The organism is Leifsonia shinshuensis (genome assembly GCF_014217625.1).
In the GTDB taxonomy this organism is placed as follows: Bacteria; Actinomycetota; Actinomycetes; order Actinomycetales; family Microbacteriaceae; genus Leifsonia; species Leifsonia shinshuensis_A.
The window spans coordinates 1,900,470-1,916,833 of record NZ_CP043641.1 but is presented as its reverse complement, the minus strand read 5'-3'; the positions used below and the strand labels follow the sequence as shown (position 1 = coordinate 1,916,833).

Sequence of the window (16,364 nt, the reverse complement as noted above, 5' to 3'; positions counted from 1 at the left end):
CTTCGCGCACGGCGTACCGGGAGCGGCATGAGAGCGGTCGGCGCGGACGTAGGCTTTCCCTGTGAGCGGGATGCGCGGCATGGTCGGTGGCGGCGGTGGCATGCGCTCGCGCGTCAGCGGCGGCGACGCGGCGGCGCAGCGGGCGATGAACGCGGAGGCGCCCCGGATCCCGCATTTGTTCCGCCGGATCGTGTCGCTGTTCTCCGCGCACAAGGTCGCGATCGTCACCACCATGGTGCTGGTGCTGATCGGCGCGGCGCTGTCGGTGGTGCCTCCGCTGCTCACCCAGCGCGCCTTCGACCACGGGCTCTTCCCGAAGTCCGGCACGCCGGACATGCCCGTGCTGATCGAGATCGTCGTGGTGATGATCGTGGTGTTCGTCGGGTCGGCGCTCCTCGGCGTCTGGCAGACCTACCTGACCTCGTCCGTCGGCAACAAGGTGATGGGGGCGCTGCGGGTGCGGCTCTTCTCGCACCTGCAGTCGATGGAGCTGAGCTTCTTCACCAAGACCAAGACCGGCATCATCCAGTCGCGGCTGCAGAACGATGTCGGCGGCGTCGCGAACGTGCTCACCAACACGATGTCGAGCATCCTCGGCAACACCGTGACGGTGATCGCCGCCCTGGTGGCGATGCTGCTGCTCAACTGGCAGCTGACCATCGTCGCGGTCATCCTGATGCCGATCCTGGTGATCGCCCAGCGCCGGGTCGGCCAGGTGCGGGCGCGGATCGCGACCCGGACGCAGGAGTCGCTGTCGGACATGACCGCGATCACGCAGGAGACGCTGAGCGTGTCCGGCATCCTGCTCTCGAAGAGCTTCAACCGCCAGCAGGCCGAGATCGAGCGCTACTCGGACGAGAATCGCACCCAGATCCGGCTGCAGGTGTCGCAGTCGATGAGCGGCCAGTGGTTCTTCGCGATGGTCAACATCTTCTTGTCGTCCATCCCGGCGATCGTCTACCTGGTCTCCGGCTGGCTGATCCTCGGCGGGGCCACGGACATCACGGCCGGCACCATCGTCGCGTTCACGACGGTGCAGGCGCGGCTGCTGTTCCCGCTGCTCGCGCTCATGCGGGTGGCGCTCGACCTGCAGACCTCCGGCGCCCTGTTCGCCCGGATCTTCGAATACCTCGACCTGAAGCCGGCCATCGCCGACCGCCCGGACGCGGTGCCCGTCGACCCGGGCCGCGACCTCGGCCGCATCGAGTTCGACCACGTGGTGTTCCGCTACCCGGACGCCCGGCCGGGGGAGCGCAACACCCTGGACGACGTGTCGTTCACCATCGAGCCGGGCGAGTTCGCCGCGTTCGTCGGGCCGAGCGGCGCGGGCAAGACCACGGTGAGCTACCTCATCCCGCGGTTCTACGACACGACCTCCGGGCGGATCCTGTTCGGCGACACCGACCTCCGCGAGCTGCAGCAGGACTCGCTGGTCTCGCACATCGGCGTCGTCAGCCAGGAGACGTACCTCTTCCACGCGACCATCGCCGAGAACCTCCGCTATGCCCGGCCCGACGCGACGCAGGAGGCGCTGGAGGCCGCGGCGAAGCGGGCGAACATCCACGACACGATCGTCGGCTTCCCCGACGGCTACGAGACGGTCGTCGGGGAGCGCGGCTACCGCCTGTCGGGCGGCGAGAAGCAGCGCATCGCGATCGCGCGCGTGCTGCTGAAGGACCCCGAGGTGCTCATCCTCGACGAGGCGACGAGCGCCCTCGACACGATCTCGGAGCGGGTGGTGCAGCAGGCGCTCGACACGGCCTCCCGCGGCCGGACCACCATCGCGATCGCGCACCGGCTGTCCACGATCGTCGCCGCCGACGTCATCTTCGTGATCGACCACGGCCAGGTGGTCGAGCGCGGCACGCACCGCGAGCTCCTGGACCTGGGCGGCATCTACGCCCGCCTCTACCGCGAGCAGACCGAGACCGCGATCCTCGATCAGTGACGCCGAGGGGCACGTAAACGCCCCTAAAACAGCGTTTTGGGGGCGTTTACGTGCCCTTCGATCGTTGTTAGGCTGGGCTAACAATGGAGTCAGGAGAGACGAAAACTGCGGAGGTCGCGGAGCGGCCCGCGCGCTCGCGCCTGCGTCTGTGGTTCCTGCTCGGGCCGGCCTTCGTGGCCGCGATCGCGTACGTCGATCCCGGCAACGTCGCGGCCAACCTGACGGCGGGCGCGCGTTACGGCTACCTCCTCGTCTGGGTGCTGGTCGCCGCCAACGCCATCGCCGTCTTCGTGCAATACCAGTCCGCGAAGCTCGGGATCGTCACCGGGCGAAGCCTTCCGGAGCTGCTGGGGGCACGGCTCGGCGCGGGCGCCCGGCGCGCGTACTGGGCGCAGGCCGAGCTGGTCGCCGCGGCGACCGACATCGCCGAGGTCATCGGCGGGGCCATCGCGCTGAACCTGCTGTTCGGCCTTCCGCTGCCGCTCGGCGGGCTGATCGTCGGCGTCGCCGCCATCGCGTTGCTGGCGGTGCAGACGCGGCGCGGACAGCGGCCGTTCGAGGCGGTCATCCTGGTGCTGCTCGGCGTGATCGCCGCGGGCTTCCTGGCCGGGCTCTTCGTCAGCCCGGTCGACTGGGGGGCCGCCGCCGCGGGTCTGGTGCCGCGCTTCGACGGGGCGCCGACGGTGCTGCTCGCCGCGAGCATGCTCGGCGCGACGGTGATGCCGCACGCGATCTACCTGCACTCGGCGCTCGCGCGCGACCGGCACGGCGCCGGCGGCGACGAGGGGCGTACGCGCACGCTGCTGCGGGCGACCCGGCTGGATGTCGTGCTCGCTCTCGTGCTCGCGGGGGCCGTCAACATCGCGATGCTGCTGCTGGCGGCGTCGGCGCTGCCCGGGGTGGCGGGGACCGACACCATCGAGGGAGCGCACGCCGCGATCAGCGCGGCGCTCGGCCCGGCGATCGGCGCGATCTTCGCGGTCGGGCTGCTGGCCTCCGGGCTGGCGTCGACCTCCGTCGGGAGCTACGCGGGCGCCACCATCATGAGCGGCCTCCTGCGCGTGCGCGTGCCGCTGCTCGCCCGCCGCGTCGTGACGCTGATCCCGGCCGTGATCATCCTCGCGCTCGGCGTGGACCCCACCTGGGCTCTGGTGATCTCGCAGGTGTTCCTGAGCCTCGGCATCCCGTTCGCGATGATCCCGCTGCTTCGGCTGACCGGGTCGCGCGCGGTGATGGGGGAACGGGCGGACGCGGGCTGGGTGCGGGTCGTCGGCTGGGGCGTCGCGGGGTTGGTGGTGGCGTTGAACCTGGCGCTGGTGGTGCTGACGGTGGTGGCGTAGGGCGCGGTCACCCGCCGGCGACCCACACCGCCCCGGCCGCCGTCGCGCCCAGCACGATCGCGGCGTCGCCCACGTGCACGGTCACGTCGCCCGCGAACGCGCGGTGCTCGTCCACCGTCAGCACCGCATCCAGCCCGATGCCGCGCTCGGCGAGGTAGCGGAGGACGGCAGGGTCGGCGTCCGAGATGCGCACGACGCTGAGCGGGACGCCGGAGGGCGCGGTCAGCAGCGGGACGGCCTCCGGTCGACGGGGCGTGCCGTCCGCGGTCGGGATGGGGTCGCCGTGCGGGTCGCGCGCCGGGTAGCCGAGCCGGCGGTCGATGCGGTCGACCAGGCCGTCGGAGACCGCGTGCTCCAGCACCTCGGCCTCGTCGTGCACCTCGTCCCAGCCGTAGCCGAGCTCCTCGACGAGGAAGGTCTCGATCAGCCGATGCCTGCGCACCATCGCGACCGCGCCGCGGCGGCCGTCCTCGGTCAGCTCGATCGCGCCGTACGGCTCGTGCACCACCAGGCCCTGGTCGGCGAGCCTCCGGATGCCGTCCGACACCGTCGCGGCGCGCACGCCCATCCGCTCCGAGAGCTGCTTGACCGTGATCGGGTCGCCCGCCCACTCGGTCGCCGACCAGATCAGCTTCAGGTAGTCCTGGGCCACGGGCGAGAGATCGGACACGGGCATGGCAGAAGTCTAGGCGGGGAGCCCCGGCGCGGATGAGCGGGTAATACGGCGGCGGCCGCGCATCCGCCCTGTTACGGTGGACGGCGTGAAGTACGCAGAGACCATCATCGACTTGGTCGGCGACACTCCGCTCGTGAAGCTCAACAGGCTGACCGACGGAATCGCGGCGACGGTGCTCGTCAAACTCGAGTACCTGAACCCCGGAGGTTCGTCGAAGGACCGCATCGCCTCCCGCATCCTCGACGCGGCGGAGGCGGACGGGCAGCTCAAGCCCGGCGGCACCATCGTGGAACCGACGAGCGGCAACACCGGCGTGGGCCTGGCGCTCGTCGCCCAGCAGCGCGGCTACCGGTGCGTGTTCGTCCTCCCCGACAAGGTGGGCGAGGACAAGCGCAACGTCCTCACCGCCTACGGCGCGGAGATCGTGGTGACGCCCACCTCGGTGCCGCCCGACCACCCGGACTCCTACTATTCGGTGTCCGACCGGCTGGCGGCGGAGATCCCCGGGGCGTTCAAGCCCAACCAGTACTTCAACCCGAACGGGCCGCGCAGCCACTACGAGACCACCGGTCCGGAGATCTGGCGCGACACCGACGGCCGGATCACCCATCTGGTGGCCGGCGTCGGCACCGGCGGCACCATCACCGGCACCGGGCGCTACCTCAAGGAGATCTCCGAGGGCCGCGTCCGCATCGTCGGCGCCGACCCGGAGGGCTCGGTCTACTCCGGCGGCACCGGCCGCCCGTACCTCGTGGAGGGCGTGGGCGAGGACTTCTGGCCCGGCGCGTACGACCCGAGCGTGGTCGACGAGGTCATCCCGGTCAGCGACGCCGACTCCTTCCACATGACCAGGCGGCTCGCCCGCGAGGAGGGCATCCTCGTCGGCGGCTCCAGCGGCATGGCCGTGGTGGCCGCCCTGCGCGCCGCGAAGGACCTGACCGCCGACGACGTCGTGGTCGTCATCCTCCCGGACGGCGGCCGCGGCTACCTGGCGAAGATCTTCAACGACAAGTGGATGCGCTCCTACGGCTTCAGCGAGGTGCCCGACGAGGCCACTGTGCACGACGTCATCCGCACCAAGCGCGGCGACCTGCCCGACCTCGTGCACGCGCACCCGTCCGACACCGTCCACGACGCCATCGAGATCATGAACACGTACGGCGTCTCGCAGCTGCCGGTGCTGACGGCGGAGCCGCCGGTCGTCATGGGCGAGGTGGCCGGAGCGCTCGACGAGCGCTCGCTGGTCGACGACGTCTTCGGCGGGCGCGCCAAGATGAACGACCCCGTCGGGGCGCACCTCGGCGAGCCGCTGCCGCTGATCGGCGTCAACGAGCCGGTGACCGCCGCGCGGGCGGCGCTCGCCGTCGCGAACGCGCTGCTGGTCACCGAGGACGGCAAGCCCGTCGCAGTGCTGACCCGGCAGGACCTGCTCACGTACCTGAGCGAATAGCCGCTCCTCCACACATCCCGCATCGAAGTAAGGATCCCGATGACCCACGGTTTCGCCACGCGCGCCATCCACGTCGGCCAGGAGTTCGACCCCACCACCGGCGCGATCATCCCGCCGATCTACCAGACCTCGACCTTCGTCCAGGACGGCGTCGGCGGCCTCCGCGGCGGGTACGAGTACGGCCGCGCCGGCAACCCGACGCGCACCTCGCTCGAGGAGCTGCTGGCCTCCCTGGAGGGCGGCGTGCGCGCGCTGTCGTTCGCGTCGGGGCTCGCGGCCGAGGACGCCCTGCTGCGCGCGGTGCTGCGCCCGGGCGACCACGTTGTCCTCGGCAACGACGTCTACGGCGGCACCCACCGGCTCATCAACCGCATCCACGGCGCCTGGGAGGTGCGCAACACGACGGTCGACCTCGGCGACCTGGACGCCGTCCGCAGCGCGCTCACGACCGACCGCACCCGGGTGCTCTGGATCGAGACCCCGAGCAACCCGCTGATGAAGATCAGCGACCTCGCGGCACTCGTCGAGCTGGGCCACGCGGCCGGCGCGCTGGTCGTCGTGGACAACACGTTCGCGTCGCCCGCCCTCCAGCAGCCGCTGTCGTTCGGCGCGGACGTGGTGGTGCACTCCACGACCAAGTACCTCGGCGGCCATTCCGACGTGATCGGCGGCGCCCTGGTGTTCGCGGACGCCGAGCTCGCCGAGAAGGCGCAGTTCATCCAGTTCGCCGCCGGTGCCGTGTCGTCGCCGATGGACGCGTGGCTCACCGTCCGCGGCATCAAGACGCTCGACGTGCGGATGAAGCGGCACAGCGAGAACGCGCAGGCCATCGCGGAGGCGCTGGTCGGCCGTCCCGGCATCGACGCGGTCTACTACCCCGGGCTCCCCGACCACCCCGGCCACGACCTCGCCGCCCGGCAGATGAGCGGCTTCGGCGGGATGCTGTCCGTCGCGCTCAGCGGGGGAGCGGCGGCCGCCCGGACGTTTGCGGAGTCGACAGAGGTCTTCCAGCTCGCGGAGTCGCTCGGCGGCGTGGAGTCGCTGATCGGCTACCCGTCGGAGATGACCCACGCGTCGGTGCGCGGCACCGAGCTGGAGGTCCCGGACAACGTCATCCGGCTGTCGGTCGGCATCGAGGACGTCGCGGACCTGCTGGCCGATGTGGAGCAGGCGCTGGGCCGCTAGTCTTTCGGCGCCCTCAGCGCGGCGAGGCGTTCGGCGTAGGGCTTCAGGCGCGCCTTCGTGAGGTTCTCGCGCACGAGCCAGGCGGCGTCGGGATCGGTGGAGGCCGCGAGACGCTCCAGGAGCGGAAGACCGTCCTCCGGGTCCGCGGCGGCGACCACGCTGATCGCGTAGCCGAGGGCTTTGCGGAGGACGCGGACGTCGTCGTCCCTGCGGCGCGCGGCGGGCAGGTCGAGCAGGGCCTCCACGGCCTCCCGGACGACGGCCACTGCGTCGGCGGCGTGCTGCGGGTCGCGGAGGAGAGGAGGCTCGGCCACCGCCGCGACGGCGGCGCGCATCGGCAGGGGCTCGGCAGAGTCCAGCCAGCCGCGGACTTGCCGGAGGCCGGTCGCCCAGTCGGCGGCCAGGACGCGCTGCATCCCCGTCGCGGCCAGCTCGCGGACGCGCCAGCGCGCGTCCCCGGCCGCGGTCGTGAGGAGACCGACGGCGTCGCCGGGGAGCCTCCCGCCGTCCGCCGCCGCCCGCGCCGCCACAGCGCCGGCCGCGAGCGCCGCGCAGGCGGGAAGGAACTCCTCGGTGCCCTCGGGCAGGGAGGCGGCCAGGCGCGGCGGGGTCACGAGCCAGCCGGCCAGCACGGCGAGATCTGTCGCCCGGTCCGCCGCCACCGTGTCCGCGAACCGCGCCGCCAGTTCGAGGTTGGCGCGCGGTCCGGGCAACCGGCTGTCCTCCGCGAGGGCGAGCTCGACCGGGGCCGGGTCGCCGGACAGGGCGGCGCTCCAGAGCGCGGCGAGGTCGGGGAGGATGGCCATTCCGCGATTCTAGGCAGCGCATCCAGCAGGATGGGAGCATGACCACCATCCGCCCGGCGCGGCCCGGCGACGCCGACGCCGTCCTCCGCCTGTTCGACGACGCGATCGCCTGGTTCGTCACCATCGGCAACACCGGCCAGTGGGGCACGCAGCCGTTCTCCTCCCGTCCCGAGCAGGTGACCCGGGTGCAGGGCTGGGTCGCCGAGCCGGGGACCTGGATCGCCGAGCACCCGGAGGCGGGCGTCGTCGGCTTCCTGGCTCTGGGGGAGGCGACCGAGTACGTGCCGGCGGCGACCGATCCCGAGCTGTACGTCCGGGTCCTCATCGGCTCCCGTGACCCGCGCGCCAAGGGCACGGGGCGCCGGTTGCTGGACTTCGCGCACGACGAAGCGCTCGCCGCGGGGGTCGGGAAGCTGCGGGTCGACTGCTACGCGGGCGGCACCGGCGACCTGGTCCGGTTCTACGAGTCGTGCGGATACACGCCCACCGACCCGTTCCTGGTCGGAGAGTGGCCGGGGCAGGTGCTCGAACGGGCGGTCGTCCTCCCGGCGTAGGCCGCGCTGGGCGGATTCACGGGCAACGGGGTATTGCTCCCTGAGGACCCCTCACCGATAGTGGTTGTCGTGAGGACTTTCGGGGTGGAGGAAGAACTCCTCTTGGTCGACGAACGCGGGATCGCGACTCCGGTCGCCCCGTTCGCGCTGGCGGACGCGCCCGCCGGCGCCGAGCAGCGGCTCGGCGCCGAGATCCAGCAGGAGATGATCGAGACCCAGACGCTGCCGCGCCTGACGACCGACGAGCTGTACGCCGACATCGTGGAGGGCCGTACGCTCGCCGACACGCTCGCCCGCCGCCACGGCGCACGGGCCGTGGCCGTGGCCATGTCGCCCCTGCCGCTGCGCCCGCACGCGACGCCCGACCCGCGCTACGACCAGATGATGTCTCGGTACGGGCTCACGGCCAGGGGGACGCTCGTCTGCGGCTGCCACGTGCACGTCGCCATCCACTCGCGCGAGGAGGGCGTCGCCGTCCTCGACCGGATCCGCACTTGGCTTCCCGCGCTCCTGGCGCTGACGGCGAACTCGCCGTTCGTCGGCGGCGTCGACACTGGGCACGCCAGCTACCGCTTCGTCGCCTGGCACCAGTGGCAGAGCGCAGGGCCGACCGACGTCTTCGGGTCGGTGGAGGCCTACGACCGCTTCGAGCGGCTGCTCGTGGAGACGGGCGTGATCCTCGACAAGGCCATGCTCTACCTCGACGCGCGGGTCTCGCACAAGCAGCCGACCGTCGAAGTGAGGGTCGCGGACGTCTGCCTCGACGCGCGCGACACGGTCGTGCTGGCCGCACTGGTGCGCGCCCTCGTCGACACCGCGGTCGCCGAGTGGCGCTCGGGCGTCGCACCGCTCGCGACGCCCTCCGCGGCCCTCCGGCTGGCCGAGTGGCAGGCGGCGCTGACCGGCGTGGGCGGGATGCTGCCCCACCCGGTGACCGGACGGGAGGGCACGGCGGTCTCCGCCCTCGACGCCCTGCTCGTCCACACTGCGCGTGCGCTGGAGAGCTACGGCGACCTGGAGCTGGTGCGCACCGGGGTGGACCGGATCCTGCGCAGCGGAGGCGGCGCCGGCCGGCAGCGGTCCGCCCTCGCGCGCCGCGGGCGGATGCGGGACGTCGTCGCCGAGGCGGTGGCGGCGACCCACGACGCCGGCGACGAGGGCGACGGCCGTTTCGTGGCGTAGCAATCCCTTCCGCCGGAGGCTGGACGCGCTTACGCTCGGACATGAGTGGAGGGGTGGATCGTGGAGGCGGACATGACGGGGAAGGAACTGGCCCACCAGCACGCCGTTTACACCTACGGCACGCTCCCGCTGACACTCATGTACAGCCCGACGGCGACCGCCGCGTGGGAGGTCTACTTCGGCGGCGACTACCTCGGCCTGGTCGAGGAGTCGCACATCCCCGGCGACCCGTGGCCGTCGTTCGTCGCCCGGCCCCCCGGCGAGGAGGAGACCGGGGACGGGATCCCGGCGCGCGACTGGCGGGTGGCCGTGGAGCTGCTGGCGGCGCGGGCGGGGTTGTGAGGCCGTCGCCGCGATCGCGCCCTAGCTCCGCCGCCCCCGCAGCGTCCCCCACAGGATGAGCCCCGCCGTCACGACCAGGCTCGCGACCCCGAACCACAGCGACCCGATCTGCAGGATGATCGGTACGCTGAGGGCCGTCAGCACGCCGCCGCCGAGGATCGGCTCGTACGTGAGCTGCTTGTAGCCGTAGGCGCGGGCGGCCGCCGTCGCGCGTGCGGGGTCGGCCATGTCGGCGAGGACGAAGCCGGTGGCGACGTTGCCCTGCGACTGGCCGTAGTCGGCGATCGCGTGCTCGAACCAGTCCACCGGGTGGATGCGCGGGCCGAGCCACAGCATCCCGACGACGCTCCAGGCGAACGCGATCACCGTCAGGATGACCAGGCTCGGGATGTTCGCTCCGAGTGCAGCCAGGGACATCGTGCCGATCGCGGCGGCGATCAGGATGTCCAGCGCCAGGGTCGTGATGTCGTTGACCGTCCGCCGCTCGACCAGCTCCTCCGTGCCGGTCAGCGTCAGCACGAGCTGCACCACGAAGCCGCCGATGACGGTGAACGGGAACAGCGGGAAGTCGTCGAACAGGCCGGAGCCCAGGGCGTTCGTCCCGAACCGGAGCAGCTCCAGGATGAGCAGGCCGAGCGCGATCGCGAGGGCGATCGCGCCGAAGCTGCGGCTGATCGAGCCGAGGCCGACGTCGGCGGAGTCGGTGTCGCCGCTGTTCGGCGGGATGTAGTGCTCGGCGTCCGTCGCCGGGTGCACGCGGGCGGTGCGTGCGACGGCGATCCGCGGGCTGCGGATGGCGTAGTTCACCAGGATCGAGCCGCCGACCACGCCGGTGATCATGCTGATGGTGGCGAGCCCGAGCCCGATGTCGACGACCTCCGGGGCCCCCGCCGTCTTCAGGATGTCGCCCATCCCGGCAATCGTGCCGTGCCCGCCGGCGAACGACAGCTCCAGCACCGATCCGGCGGCGTCGGGCAGGCCGAAGAACGGCTTCAGCAGGAGGGCGACCGCGAGCGCTCCGAGCGCGAACTGCCCGAACGAGAAGACGCTGCCCAGGATGAAGTGCGGCGCCGACTCCCGCCAGAACGTCCGCACGCTCGGCAGCCGCTTGCCGAGCATCACTCCGGCGAAGACGACGTTGATCATCAGGCCGGGCAGCCGTGCCAGCACGTCCGCGACCGGCGCGGGCACCAGCCCGGACGCGTGGGTCAGCGCGCCCAGCACCTGCGGGCCGAGCAGCAGGATCAGGAACCCGGCGATGACGCTGACCGGGATGTAGAGCCGGCGGAGGAACCCGGTGTACCGCCGCACGAGGGTGGCGAGCACCAGCGCGATCCCGAGGAACACGAAAGCGAGTGCGGCCCACTGGGTGTCGGTGTAGCCACCGAACATGCGTCCTCCTCGGCCGTGCGTGTGCTCAGTCGGCGGGCACCGGCTCCGTGACGCGCTCGAGCTCGGGGAGCCGCCACGACCCATCGAACCACGGCTCCAGCGGCCCGTAGAGGCGCACCATCGGGAACCACGACTTGCTCGGCACGGTGCCGATCCAGTTCGTCTCGTGTCCCGCCGGCGGCTTCGGCCCGAACCAGAGCAGGAAGGAGCCGTCGGCGTCCGGACGCACGGCGCCCTCCAGGCTGGAGAGCGCGGGGTACGGGTTGTCCGGCAGCTGGAGCAGCGACCGCGTCTGGGTGTCGTAGAGGTCGACCGACCAGAAGTTCTTCGCCGGCGGGTCGGCGGGGATGCGGAGGGTGTAGGTTGCGCCGCCGTCGAGCACGTGACCGTCGGCGTCCTCCGCCGTATAGGCGTACGCGGAGCCCGCGCCGACCTGCGCGTGCGCCATCGCGGGCGTGATGACGGTGGCGAAGTAGTGGAACAGCGTGCGCGCGTCGAGCAGGCGGGCGCCGGCGCGCAGGAAGTCGGAGCTCCCGCCGACGAAGGCGTTCTTCCACGACGACCCCGGCCAGTAGTACGCGGCGGGGTCGCGCGGTGCGAACACGATGGCGCGGGAGATCGCGGCCCCGAGTCGCGCGCCGGCGTCGAGGAGGCGCGCGCGGCGCTCGTCGGGGGCGAACGGCTGATCGTGGACGACGCCCAGCGCCGCGAAGACGCCGGCGCGCTCCGGGTCGAGCGATTCGACGGGCTCCTCCTGGATGATCTGGGCGATCTCCCGGAAGAAGTCGAGGTCGTTGGAGTGCACGGTGTTCTGCGGAACATCCGCGATGTTGACGAAGGTGTTCTCCCGCGGCGCCCCGGCCTCCGCCAACGGGTAGATGCGCGTCGTCTTCATCGCCGGGACGCCGCCGAGCGTGCGGAGCACGACCCAGTTGCTGTACGTCGGCGGCCGGAGCGTGAAGTAGCCGTCCGGCACGGCGCCGTCGTAGCCGGGCGGCAGGAAGAGGTACTTCCCGCCTGCGCCGTGGTCCGGCCCCGCGATGCCCATGTCCGTGACGTACCGGAACCAGAAGTCGTCCACGACGCAGAGCGACTGCGGCGGCGCCTCGATGACGGTCGGTCCCCACGCCTTCAGATCGAGGAAGGTCGTCCCGTACGTGGTCTCGGTGTTCGGGGTGAGGTAGAGGCCGCCGGAGTTCGCGCGCGGGTCGGTGTAGCCGATGATGTCGGGCGAGGTGACTCCCGCACTGCGCAGGCCGCTGCGCATCGCGACGAGCGACGCTCCGGGGATCCCGATCAGGAACGCCTCGGCGGCGCGCATGACGTCGAGCGCGTCGAAGACGGCGTCGACGGACCCGCTGCGCGGCACCCCGTCGAAGAACTCGAACGCGCCGAACGCCGTGGCCAGCTCGTCCGGCATCGAGATGCGCTGCACCGCCTCCCGCATCCGCTCCGCGGTCAGCCCCGTACCCGGCGTCCCCTCGATCGGCATCGCACGTCCTCCCCGTGGCCGGTCGGTCCGGCCGATGGCGGGAAAATAACGCGCGACGCCTCGGGGCGTCTAGACCGCGGTGGCGCGACCGGTCAGAAGGCGAACTGCGCCCACTCCGCACGGTCGAGGCTCACGCGCTCGCCGTGCCGTTCGACCACCCAGTGCGAGGGCGTCCCCGCCAGATATGTGCAGAGCACTGTCTCGCTGCTCCAGCCGTCCGCGGACCGGATCCATCTCACCAGATGGATGTCCTGGCCCGGTTTCGGCGCGTTCCCGATCGGCGTCTCATAGGTCGTCACGCTGCACCCCTCCCCAGTTGTGCAGCCGGTCCCCGGCCACCTGCGGCGCACCTGACATGACATCCGCCGGTGAGGGACTGGCTCCTAGGACTAGACCCTAGTGGGGTACAAGCCCGGGGGACAAGAGGATTCAGGTGAACGGGAGGGCACAGCTTTCGAACGGGTGTCAGACGCCGGGGTCGTCCTCGTCGTCCGCAGCGGCGTCATCCTCCGGCTCGAACACGCCGTCGGCGTCGTACGGGCCACCGCCTTCGCCCTCCGCGAGGGCGTCGGTGTCGATGGGCTCGCCGGAGGGCGTTTCCGGCCAGTTCTCTCGTTCATCGGTCATGCCGTGATGGTAAGCCGTTCGCGGTACTCGCAGTACCTCCCATCCGGCGGCGAGCGGCGCGTAACGTCGGAGGCGACGCACGAGGACACGAGGAGAGCGAACGATGGAATACACCCGACTGGGGTCGACGGGACTGCCGATCAGCCGCATCGCACTGGGCTGCATGAGCTTCGGCGACCGGACGCGCGGCTTCAACGAGTGGGCGCTGGACGACGAGGGCGGCGCCCCGATCTTCCGGCAGGCCGTGGAGGCCGGGATCACCTTCTGGGACACCGCGAACGTCTACGGCTTCGGCAGCTCGGAGGAGATCGTCGGCCGCGCCATCCGCGAGTACACGAAGCGCGAGGACATCGTGCTGGCCACCAAGGTGAACTTCAAGGTAGGCGACGGACCCGGCGGCGCCGGGCTGTCGCGCCGCGCGATCCTGGAGCAGATCGACGCGTCGCTCACCCGGCTGGGCACGGACTTCGTGGACCTCTACCAGATCCACCGCTTCGACCCGCTGACGCCGGTCGAGGAGACGATGGAAGCGCTGCACGACGTGGTCAAGGCCGGCAAAGCGCGCTACCTCGGCGCATCCTCGATGTGGGCGTGGCAGTTCGCCAAGCTCCAGCACGCGGCCGACCTCGGCGGCTGGACGCGCTTCGTGAGCATGCAGGACCAGTACAGCCTGATGATGCGCGAGGAGGAGCGGGAGATGTTCCCGCAGCTGGCGGACCAGGGCGTGGGCAGCCTCCCGTGGAGCCCGCTCGCGAAGGGCCGACTGACGCGGCCGTGGGGCGAGCAGACGCTGCGCGGGGACACCGACCCGCTGCAGGCGCGCTTCACTGAAGCGCACGACCGGCCGATCGCGGAGGCCGTGCAGCGCGTGGCCGAGGCGCGCGGCGTCCCGATGGCGCAGGTCGCGCTGGCGTGGGTGCTGCGCAACCCGGTCGTGGACGCGCCGATCGTCGGGGCGACGAAGCCGCACCACCTCCCGGACGCGGTCGCGGCCGTGCACCTGGAGCTGACCGACGACGAGGTGCGGCAGCTGGAGGAGCCGTACACCGTGACGACGCCGACGGGATACTGATGTCGCTCGACGGCGAACAGCGGGAGCGGACGCGCGGCGAGCTGGCCACGGCGTACGAGCGGGCGGGCTGGCCGGTGTCCCGGCTGGCGTCGGCGCTGAACGTCGGGGAGGACCGGGTGCTGGCGGCGCTCGCCGTCGACGGCGCGCAGCCGGCCGACGTATGGCTGGTGCGCGACGCGCTCGACGCGGTGCTGCGCAGCCGCGGCGAGGAGCCGGGGACGTGGACGGAGCTGCCGGAGTCGGCGCGTGCCAGCGCGGAGGGGTGGTTCGGGCTGCGGGATGCGGGGGAGGTGGCGCGGGCGGTCGCGGCGGCGGACTAGGGACGCGGCTGAGGGCTCCGCGCCTTACGCTTCCGTACCTTGCTCCGGCAGTGAGGCCAGTGATCGAAAAAGCGTAGCCGTAAAAGTGTAGCCATGATAAAGTGGCGCATGGCACCACGTTGGACCGAGTCGGCCCGCAAGCATGGAATCCCGCAGGCCGACCAGATCCGGGCGATGGTGCACGCGAACTACCACGCCGAGCTACCCGGTCAATCGATCGACGATGGCACGGTGTGGCTCTACATCGGTCACCCGCACCCGCAGACCGATCGAGAGGTTGAGATCCTGGTGAACGTCTACCCGGACGGCCGTGAGGCCGTCGTGTTCCACGCGATGGAGCTCGGCCCGAAGCTCCGACGGTACAGGGAGGAGAACCCGAATGGCTGACACGAGCGACGCGGATTTCGAGGCACTGGCGGAACGCCTACTCGACCCGGCGACCACGCTGCCACCCGCGGCGAACGTCTCGGTAGGCGAGAAGGCGGCTGCTGCCGGCAGTGACTTCCTACTGTCGGAGTACGGGTCGGAGGCCGCGCTCGACGCGGCTCTGCGACCTGCGGGCCGCCCGCGGCTCGGCGAGCGGCCCAAGGGGGCGTCGCCGACGGTAAGGGGCAGGATCCCCGAGGCTGAACGCGCAGCATTCGACCAGCTGATGCGTCAAACCGGAAAGCGTGAGAGCGAGCTCGTGCGCGAGGCGGTGCACCTTCTGCTCGAGCGGCACAAGCTCGCGAGCTGATCGAAGCCCTCCACCTGACAGAGCACGGCGCCTCGCGTGCCCGCGAGGCGGCGTGTCCGGCGGTTCGTCGGCGGCCTATGCCTCGGCCGCGCCCTCGCCCGCCTGGGCCTCCGCGATGGACGCACGCACGGCGTCCATGTCGAGCGCCTTCACCTGGCCGATGAGGTCCTCGAAGGTCGGCGCGGGGAGCGCGCCGGGCTGGGAGAAGACCAGGATGCCGTCGCGGAACGCCATCAGCGTCGGGATGGAGGTGATGCCGGCGGAGGCGGCGAGCGCCTGCTCGGCCTCGGTGTCCACCTTGCCGAACACGACGTCGGCGTGCTCCTGCGACGCCTTCTCGAAGATGGGGCCGAACATGCGGCACGGGCCGCACCATTCCGCCCAGAAGTCGACGAACACGATGCCGTTCTCGGTGATCTGGGACTCGATGTTCTGAGCGGTGAGCTCGACGGTTGCCATGAGGGTCTCCTGCTGGTCGAGGGAAGTGTGGGGGCGGCTCGGTGAGGATGGCCGCACTGAGTGGAACGGTACGCCCGGGTGCGGCATTCCCGCGCGCCCATCGAGCAGGAATGGAGAAGCCTCCCGCCCGCGCCCGCTCCTACCGTGGTTCCCATGACCTCCATCGACCACATCACCCTCGAGGTGGCGGACGCCTCCGCCGCCCAGCAGTTCTACGACGCCGCCTTCGGGCTCGGCGACCGGGTGCGCGTGCGCGCCTCCGACACCCCCAGCTCCGGTTTCCGCGGCTACACCCTGTCCATCACGGTCACCCAGCCGGCCGACGTGAACGCCTTCGTGGAGGCCGCGCTCGCCGCGGGCGCGACCACGATCAAGCCGGTCGCCAAGTCGCTCTGGGGCGTCGGCGGCACCGTGCAGGCTCCGGACGGCGCCATCTGGAAGATCGCCACCTCGGCCAAGAAGGACACCGGCCCGGCCAGGCGCGAGCCGGAGTCCATCGTGCTACTGCTCGGCGTCGACGACGTCGGCGCGAGCAAGCAGTTCTACACGGCCCGCGGCCTCCCGGTCGGCAAGAGCTTCGGCTCCTACGTGCAGTTCGACCTGAAGGACAGCCCCGTGCAGCTCGGCCTGTACAAGCGGCGCGCGCTCGCGAAGGACGCGGGCGTCCCGGAGGACGGCACCGGCTCGCACCGGATCGTCATCGGCGGCGACAGCGCGGCGACCGACCCGGACGGCTTCGCCTGGGAGGCAGCAGCCCGCTGATCGGCGCCGCATAGGAACCCC

At 71.6% G+C, this 16,364-nt stretch carries 19 protein-coding genes; 12 read left to right on the top strand and 7 right to left on the bottom strand.

Going from position 1 to position 16,364, the window contains the following annotated elements; translation table 11 throughout:
- Positions 1-70 precede the first annotated feature (70 nt).
- Together F1C12_RS09175 and F1C12_RS09170 are read left to right on the top strand one after the other, a co-directional pair.
- The gene (locus F1C12_RS09175; protein WP_219732721.1) at positions 71-1,948 is read left to right on the top strand and encodes an ABC transporter ATP-binding protein; all 1,878 of its coding nucleotides are present in this window, start codon (positions 71-73) and stop codon (positions 1,946-1,948) included.
- Between the two features lie 83 nt (positions 1,949-2,031).
- A complete protein-coding gene (locus tag F1C12_RS09170; protein ID WP_185278441.1) occupies positions 2,032-3,288 on the top strand; it encodes an Nramp family divalent metal transporter in 1,257 nt (418 codons plus the stop codon).
- A 7-nt stretch (positions 3,289-3,295) separates the two neighbouring features.
- Here the strand turns inward: F1C12_RS09170 and F1C12_RS09165 are convergent, their stop codons facing one another.
- On the bottom strand, positions 3,296-3,964 hold the full coding sequence (locus F1C12_RS09165) for a metal-dependent transcriptional regulator (RefSeq protein ID WP_185278440.1): 669 nt from the start codon (positions 3,962-3,964) through the stop codon (positions 3,296-3,298).
- Between the two features lie 85 nt (positions 3,965-4,049).
- Here F1C12_RS09165 and F1C12_RS09160 point away from each other — a divergent pair, with 85 nt between their 5' ends.
- Positions 4,050-5,414 carry a cystathionine beta-synthase gene (locus tag F1C12_RS09160; RefSeq protein ID WP_185278439.1) on the top strand — a complete coding sequence of 455 codons (1,365 nt, stop codon included), beginning with the start codon at positions 4,050-4,052 and terminating at the stop codon, positions 5,412-5,414.
- A gap of 39 nt (positions 5,415-5,453) precedes the next feature.
- Entirely contained in the window at positions 5,454-6,599 is a 1,146-nt protein-coding gene (locus tag F1C12_RS09155; protein WP_185278438.1) for a cystathionine gamma-synthase, read from the top strand.
- Here F1C12_RS09155 and F1C12_RS09150 read toward each other — a convergent pair.
- Entirely contained in the window at positions 6,596-7,405 is an 810-nt protein-coding gene (locus tag F1C12_RS09150) for a hypothetical protein (protein WP_185278437.1), read from the bottom strand. The two genes, F1C12_RS09155 and F1C12_RS09150, sit on opposite strands and share 4 nt — an antisense overlap.
- A 38-nt stretch (positions 7,406-7,443) precedes the next feature.
- On the opposite strand from F1C12_RS09150, the gene F1C12_RS09145 reads away from it, so the two are divergent.
- The 3 genes from F1C12_RS09145 to F1C12_RS09135 all read left to right on the top strand — a co-directional run bounded on the left by F1C12_RS09145 (position 7,444) and on the right by F1C12_RS09135 (position 9,483).
- On the top strand, positions 7,444-7,959 hold the full coding sequence (locus tag F1C12_RS09145; protein WP_185278436.1) for a GNAT family N-acetyltransferase: 516 nt from the start codon (positions 7,444-7,446) through the stop codon (positions 7,957-7,959).
- 102 nt (positions 7,960-8,061) lie between these two features.
- On the top strand, positions 8,062-9,141 hold the full coding sequence (locus tag F1C12_RS09140) for a carboxylate-amine ligase (RefSeq protein WP_258046198.1): 1,080 nt from the start codon (positions 8,062-8,064) through the stop codon (positions 9,139-9,141).
- A 72-nt stretch (positions 9,142-9,213) separates the two neighbouring features.
- Complete coding sequence (locus tag F1C12_RS09135; RefSeq protein ID WP_185278434.1) at positions 9,214-9,483, top strand: hypothetical protein; 270 nt, start codon at positions 9,214-9,216, stop codon at positions 9,481-9,483.
- A gap of 21 nt (positions 9,484-9,504) precedes the next feature.
- On the opposite strand, the gene F1C12_RS09130 is transcribed toward F1C12_RS09135, so the two are convergent.
- The 4 genes from F1C12_RS09130 to F1C12_RS09115 form a co-directional block, all read right to left on the bottom strand.
- Complete coding sequence (locus F1C12_RS09130) at positions 9,505-10,875, bottom strand: sodium/glutamate symporter (protein ID WP_185278433.1); 1,371 nt, start codon at positions 10,873-10,875, stop codon at positions 9,505-9,507.
- Positions 10,876-10,900: 25 nt separating this feature from the next.
- Positions 10,901-12,367: a DUF1254 domain-containing protein gene (locus tag F1C12_RS09125; RefSeq protein WP_185278432.1), complete on the bottom strand. Its 1,467-nt coding sequence runs from the start codon at positions 12,365-12,367 to the stop codon at positions 10,901-10,903.
- 92 nt (positions 12,368-12,459) lie between these two features.
- Positions 12,460-12,666: a hypothetical protein gene (locus F1C12_RS09120; RefSeq protein ID WP_179607925.1), complete on the bottom strand. Its 207-nt coding sequence runs from the start codon at positions 12,664-12,666 to the stop codon at positions 12,460-12,462.
- Positions 12,667-12,832: 166 nt separating this feature from the next.
- Positions 12,833-12,994, bottom strand: a complete 162-nt coding sequence (locus F1C12_RS09115; RefSeq protein ID WP_185278431.1) for a hypothetical protein — start codon at positions 12,992-12,994, stop codon at positions 12,833-12,835.
- 103 nt (positions 12,995-13,097) lie between these two features.
- On the opposite strand from F1C12_RS09115, the gene F1C12_RS09110 reads away from it, so the two are divergent.
- The 4 genes from F1C12_RS09110 (at position 13,098) to F1C12_RS22595 (ending at position 15,122) form a co-directional block, all read left to right on the top strand.
- Entirely contained in the window at positions 13,098-14,066 is a 969-nt protein-coding gene (locus tag F1C12_RS09110) for an aldo/keto reductase (RefSeq protein WP_185278430.1), read from the top strand.
- Positions 14,066-14,386 carry a DUF2316 family protein gene (locus F1C12_RS09105; protein ID WP_185278429.1) on the top strand — a complete coding sequence of 107 codons (321 nt, stop codon included), beginning with the start codon at positions 14,066-14,068 and terminating at the stop codon, positions 14,384-14,386. The genes F1C12_RS09110 and F1C12_RS09105 overlap by 1 nt, the downstream gene beginning before the upstream one ends.
- Positions 14,387-14,494: 108 nt before the next feature.
- Complete coding sequence (locus tag F1C12_RS09100; RefSeq protein ID WP_185278428.1) at positions 14,495-14,773, top strand: hypothetical protein; 279 nt, start codon at positions 14,495-14,497, stop codon at positions 14,771-14,773.
- Positions 14,766-15,122 (top strand): hypothetical protein, encoded by a 357-nt coding sequence (locus F1C12_RS22595; protein WP_219732696.1) that lies wholly within the window; start codon positions 14,766-14,768, stop codon positions 15,120-15,122. The genes F1C12_RS09100 and F1C12_RS22595 overlap by 8 nt, the downstream gene beginning before the upstream one ends.
- Positions 15,123-15,197: 75 nt before the next feature.
- Here F1C12_RS22595 and trxA read toward each other — a convergent pair whose 3' ends face one another.
- Positions 15,198-15,581, bottom strand: coding sequence for a thioredoxin (gene trxA / locus F1C12_RS09090; RefSeq protein ID WP_185278427.1), 384 nt, complete (start codon positions 15,579-15,581; stop codon positions 15,198-15,200).
- A 153-nt stretch (positions 15,582-15,734) separates the two neighbouring features.
- Between trxA and F1C12_RS09085 the strand changes: the two genes are divergently transcribed.
- A complete protein-coding gene (locus tag F1C12_RS09085) occupies positions 15,735-16,343 on the top strand; it encodes a glyoxalase (RefSeq protein WP_185278426.1) in 609 nt (202 codons plus the stop codon).
- Positions 16,344-16,364 lie beyond the last annotated feature (21 nt).

What these genes read in the sequence shown, in the direction of transcription:
- F1C12_RS09175 (WP_219732721.1), top strand. Translation starts at nt 71, where the DNA reads ATGCGCGGCATGGTCGGTGGCGGCGGTGGCATGCGCTCGCGCGTCAGC.
- F1C12_RS09145 (WP_185278436.1), top strand. Translation starts at nt 7,444, where the DNA reads ATGACCACCATCCGCCCGGCGCGGCCCGGCGACGCCGACGCCGTCCTC.
- F1C12_RS09105 (WP_185278429.1), top strand. Translation starts at nt 14,066, where the DNA reads ATGTCGCTCGACGGCGAACAGCGGGAGCGGACGCGCGGCGAGCTGGCC.
- F1C12_RS09155 (WP_185278438.1), top strand. Translation starts at nt 5,454, where the DNA reads ATGACCCACGGTTTCGCCACGCGCGCCATCCACGTCGGCCAGGAGTTC.
- F1C12_RS09170 (WP_185278441.1), top strand. Translation starts at nt 2,032, where the DNA reads ATGGAGTCAGGAGAGACGAAAACTGCGGAGGTCGCGGAGCGGCCCGCG.
- F1C12_RS22595 (WP_219732696.1), top strand. Translation starts at nt 14,766, where the DNA reads ATGGCTGACACGAGCGACGCGGATTTCGAGGCACTGGCGGAACGCCTA.
- F1C12_RS09085 (WP_185278426.1), top strand. Translation starts at nt 15,735, where the DNA reads ATGACCTCCATCGACCACATCACCCTCGAGGTGGCGGACGCCTCCGCC.
- F1C12_RS09135 (WP_185278434.1), top strand. Translation starts at nt 9,214, where the DNA reads ATGACGGGGAAGGAACTGGCCCACCAGCACGCCGTTTACACCTACGGC.
- F1C12_RS09110 (WP_185278430.1), top strand. Translation starts at nt 13,098, where the DNA reads ATGGAATACACCCGACTGGGGTCGACGGGACTGCCGATCAGCCGCATC.
- F1C12_RS09125 (WP_185278432.1), bottom strand. Translation starts at nt 12,367, where the DNA reads ATGCCGATCGAGGGGACGCCGGGTACGGGGCTGACCGCGGAGCGGATG.
- F1C12_RS09150 (WP_185278437.1), bottom strand. Translation starts at nt 7,405, where the DNA reads ATGGCCATCCTCCCCGACCTCGCCGCGCTCTGGAGCGCCGCCCTGTCC.
- trxA (WP_185278427.1), bottom strand. Translation starts at nt 15,581, where the DNA reads ATGGCAACCGTCGAGCTCACCGCTCAGAACATCGAGTCCCAGATCACC.
- F1C12_RS09130 (WP_185278433.1), bottom strand. Translation starts at nt 10,875, where the DNA reads ATGTTCGGTGGCTACACCGACACCCAGTGGGCCGCACTCGCTTTCGTG.
- F1C12_RS09115 (WP_185278431.1), bottom strand. Translation starts at nt 12,994, where the DNA reads ATGACCGATGAACGAGAGAACTGGCCGGAAACGCCCTCCGGCGAGCCC.
- F1C12_RS09100 (WP_185278428.1), top strand. Translation starts at nt 14,495, where the DNA reads ATGGCACCACGTTGGACCGAGTCGGCCCGCAAGCATGGAATCCCGCAG.
- F1C12_RS09165 (WP_185278440.1), bottom strand. Translation starts at nt 3,964, where the DNA reads ATGCCCGTGTCCGATCTCTCGCCCGTGGCCCAGGACTACCTGAAGCTG.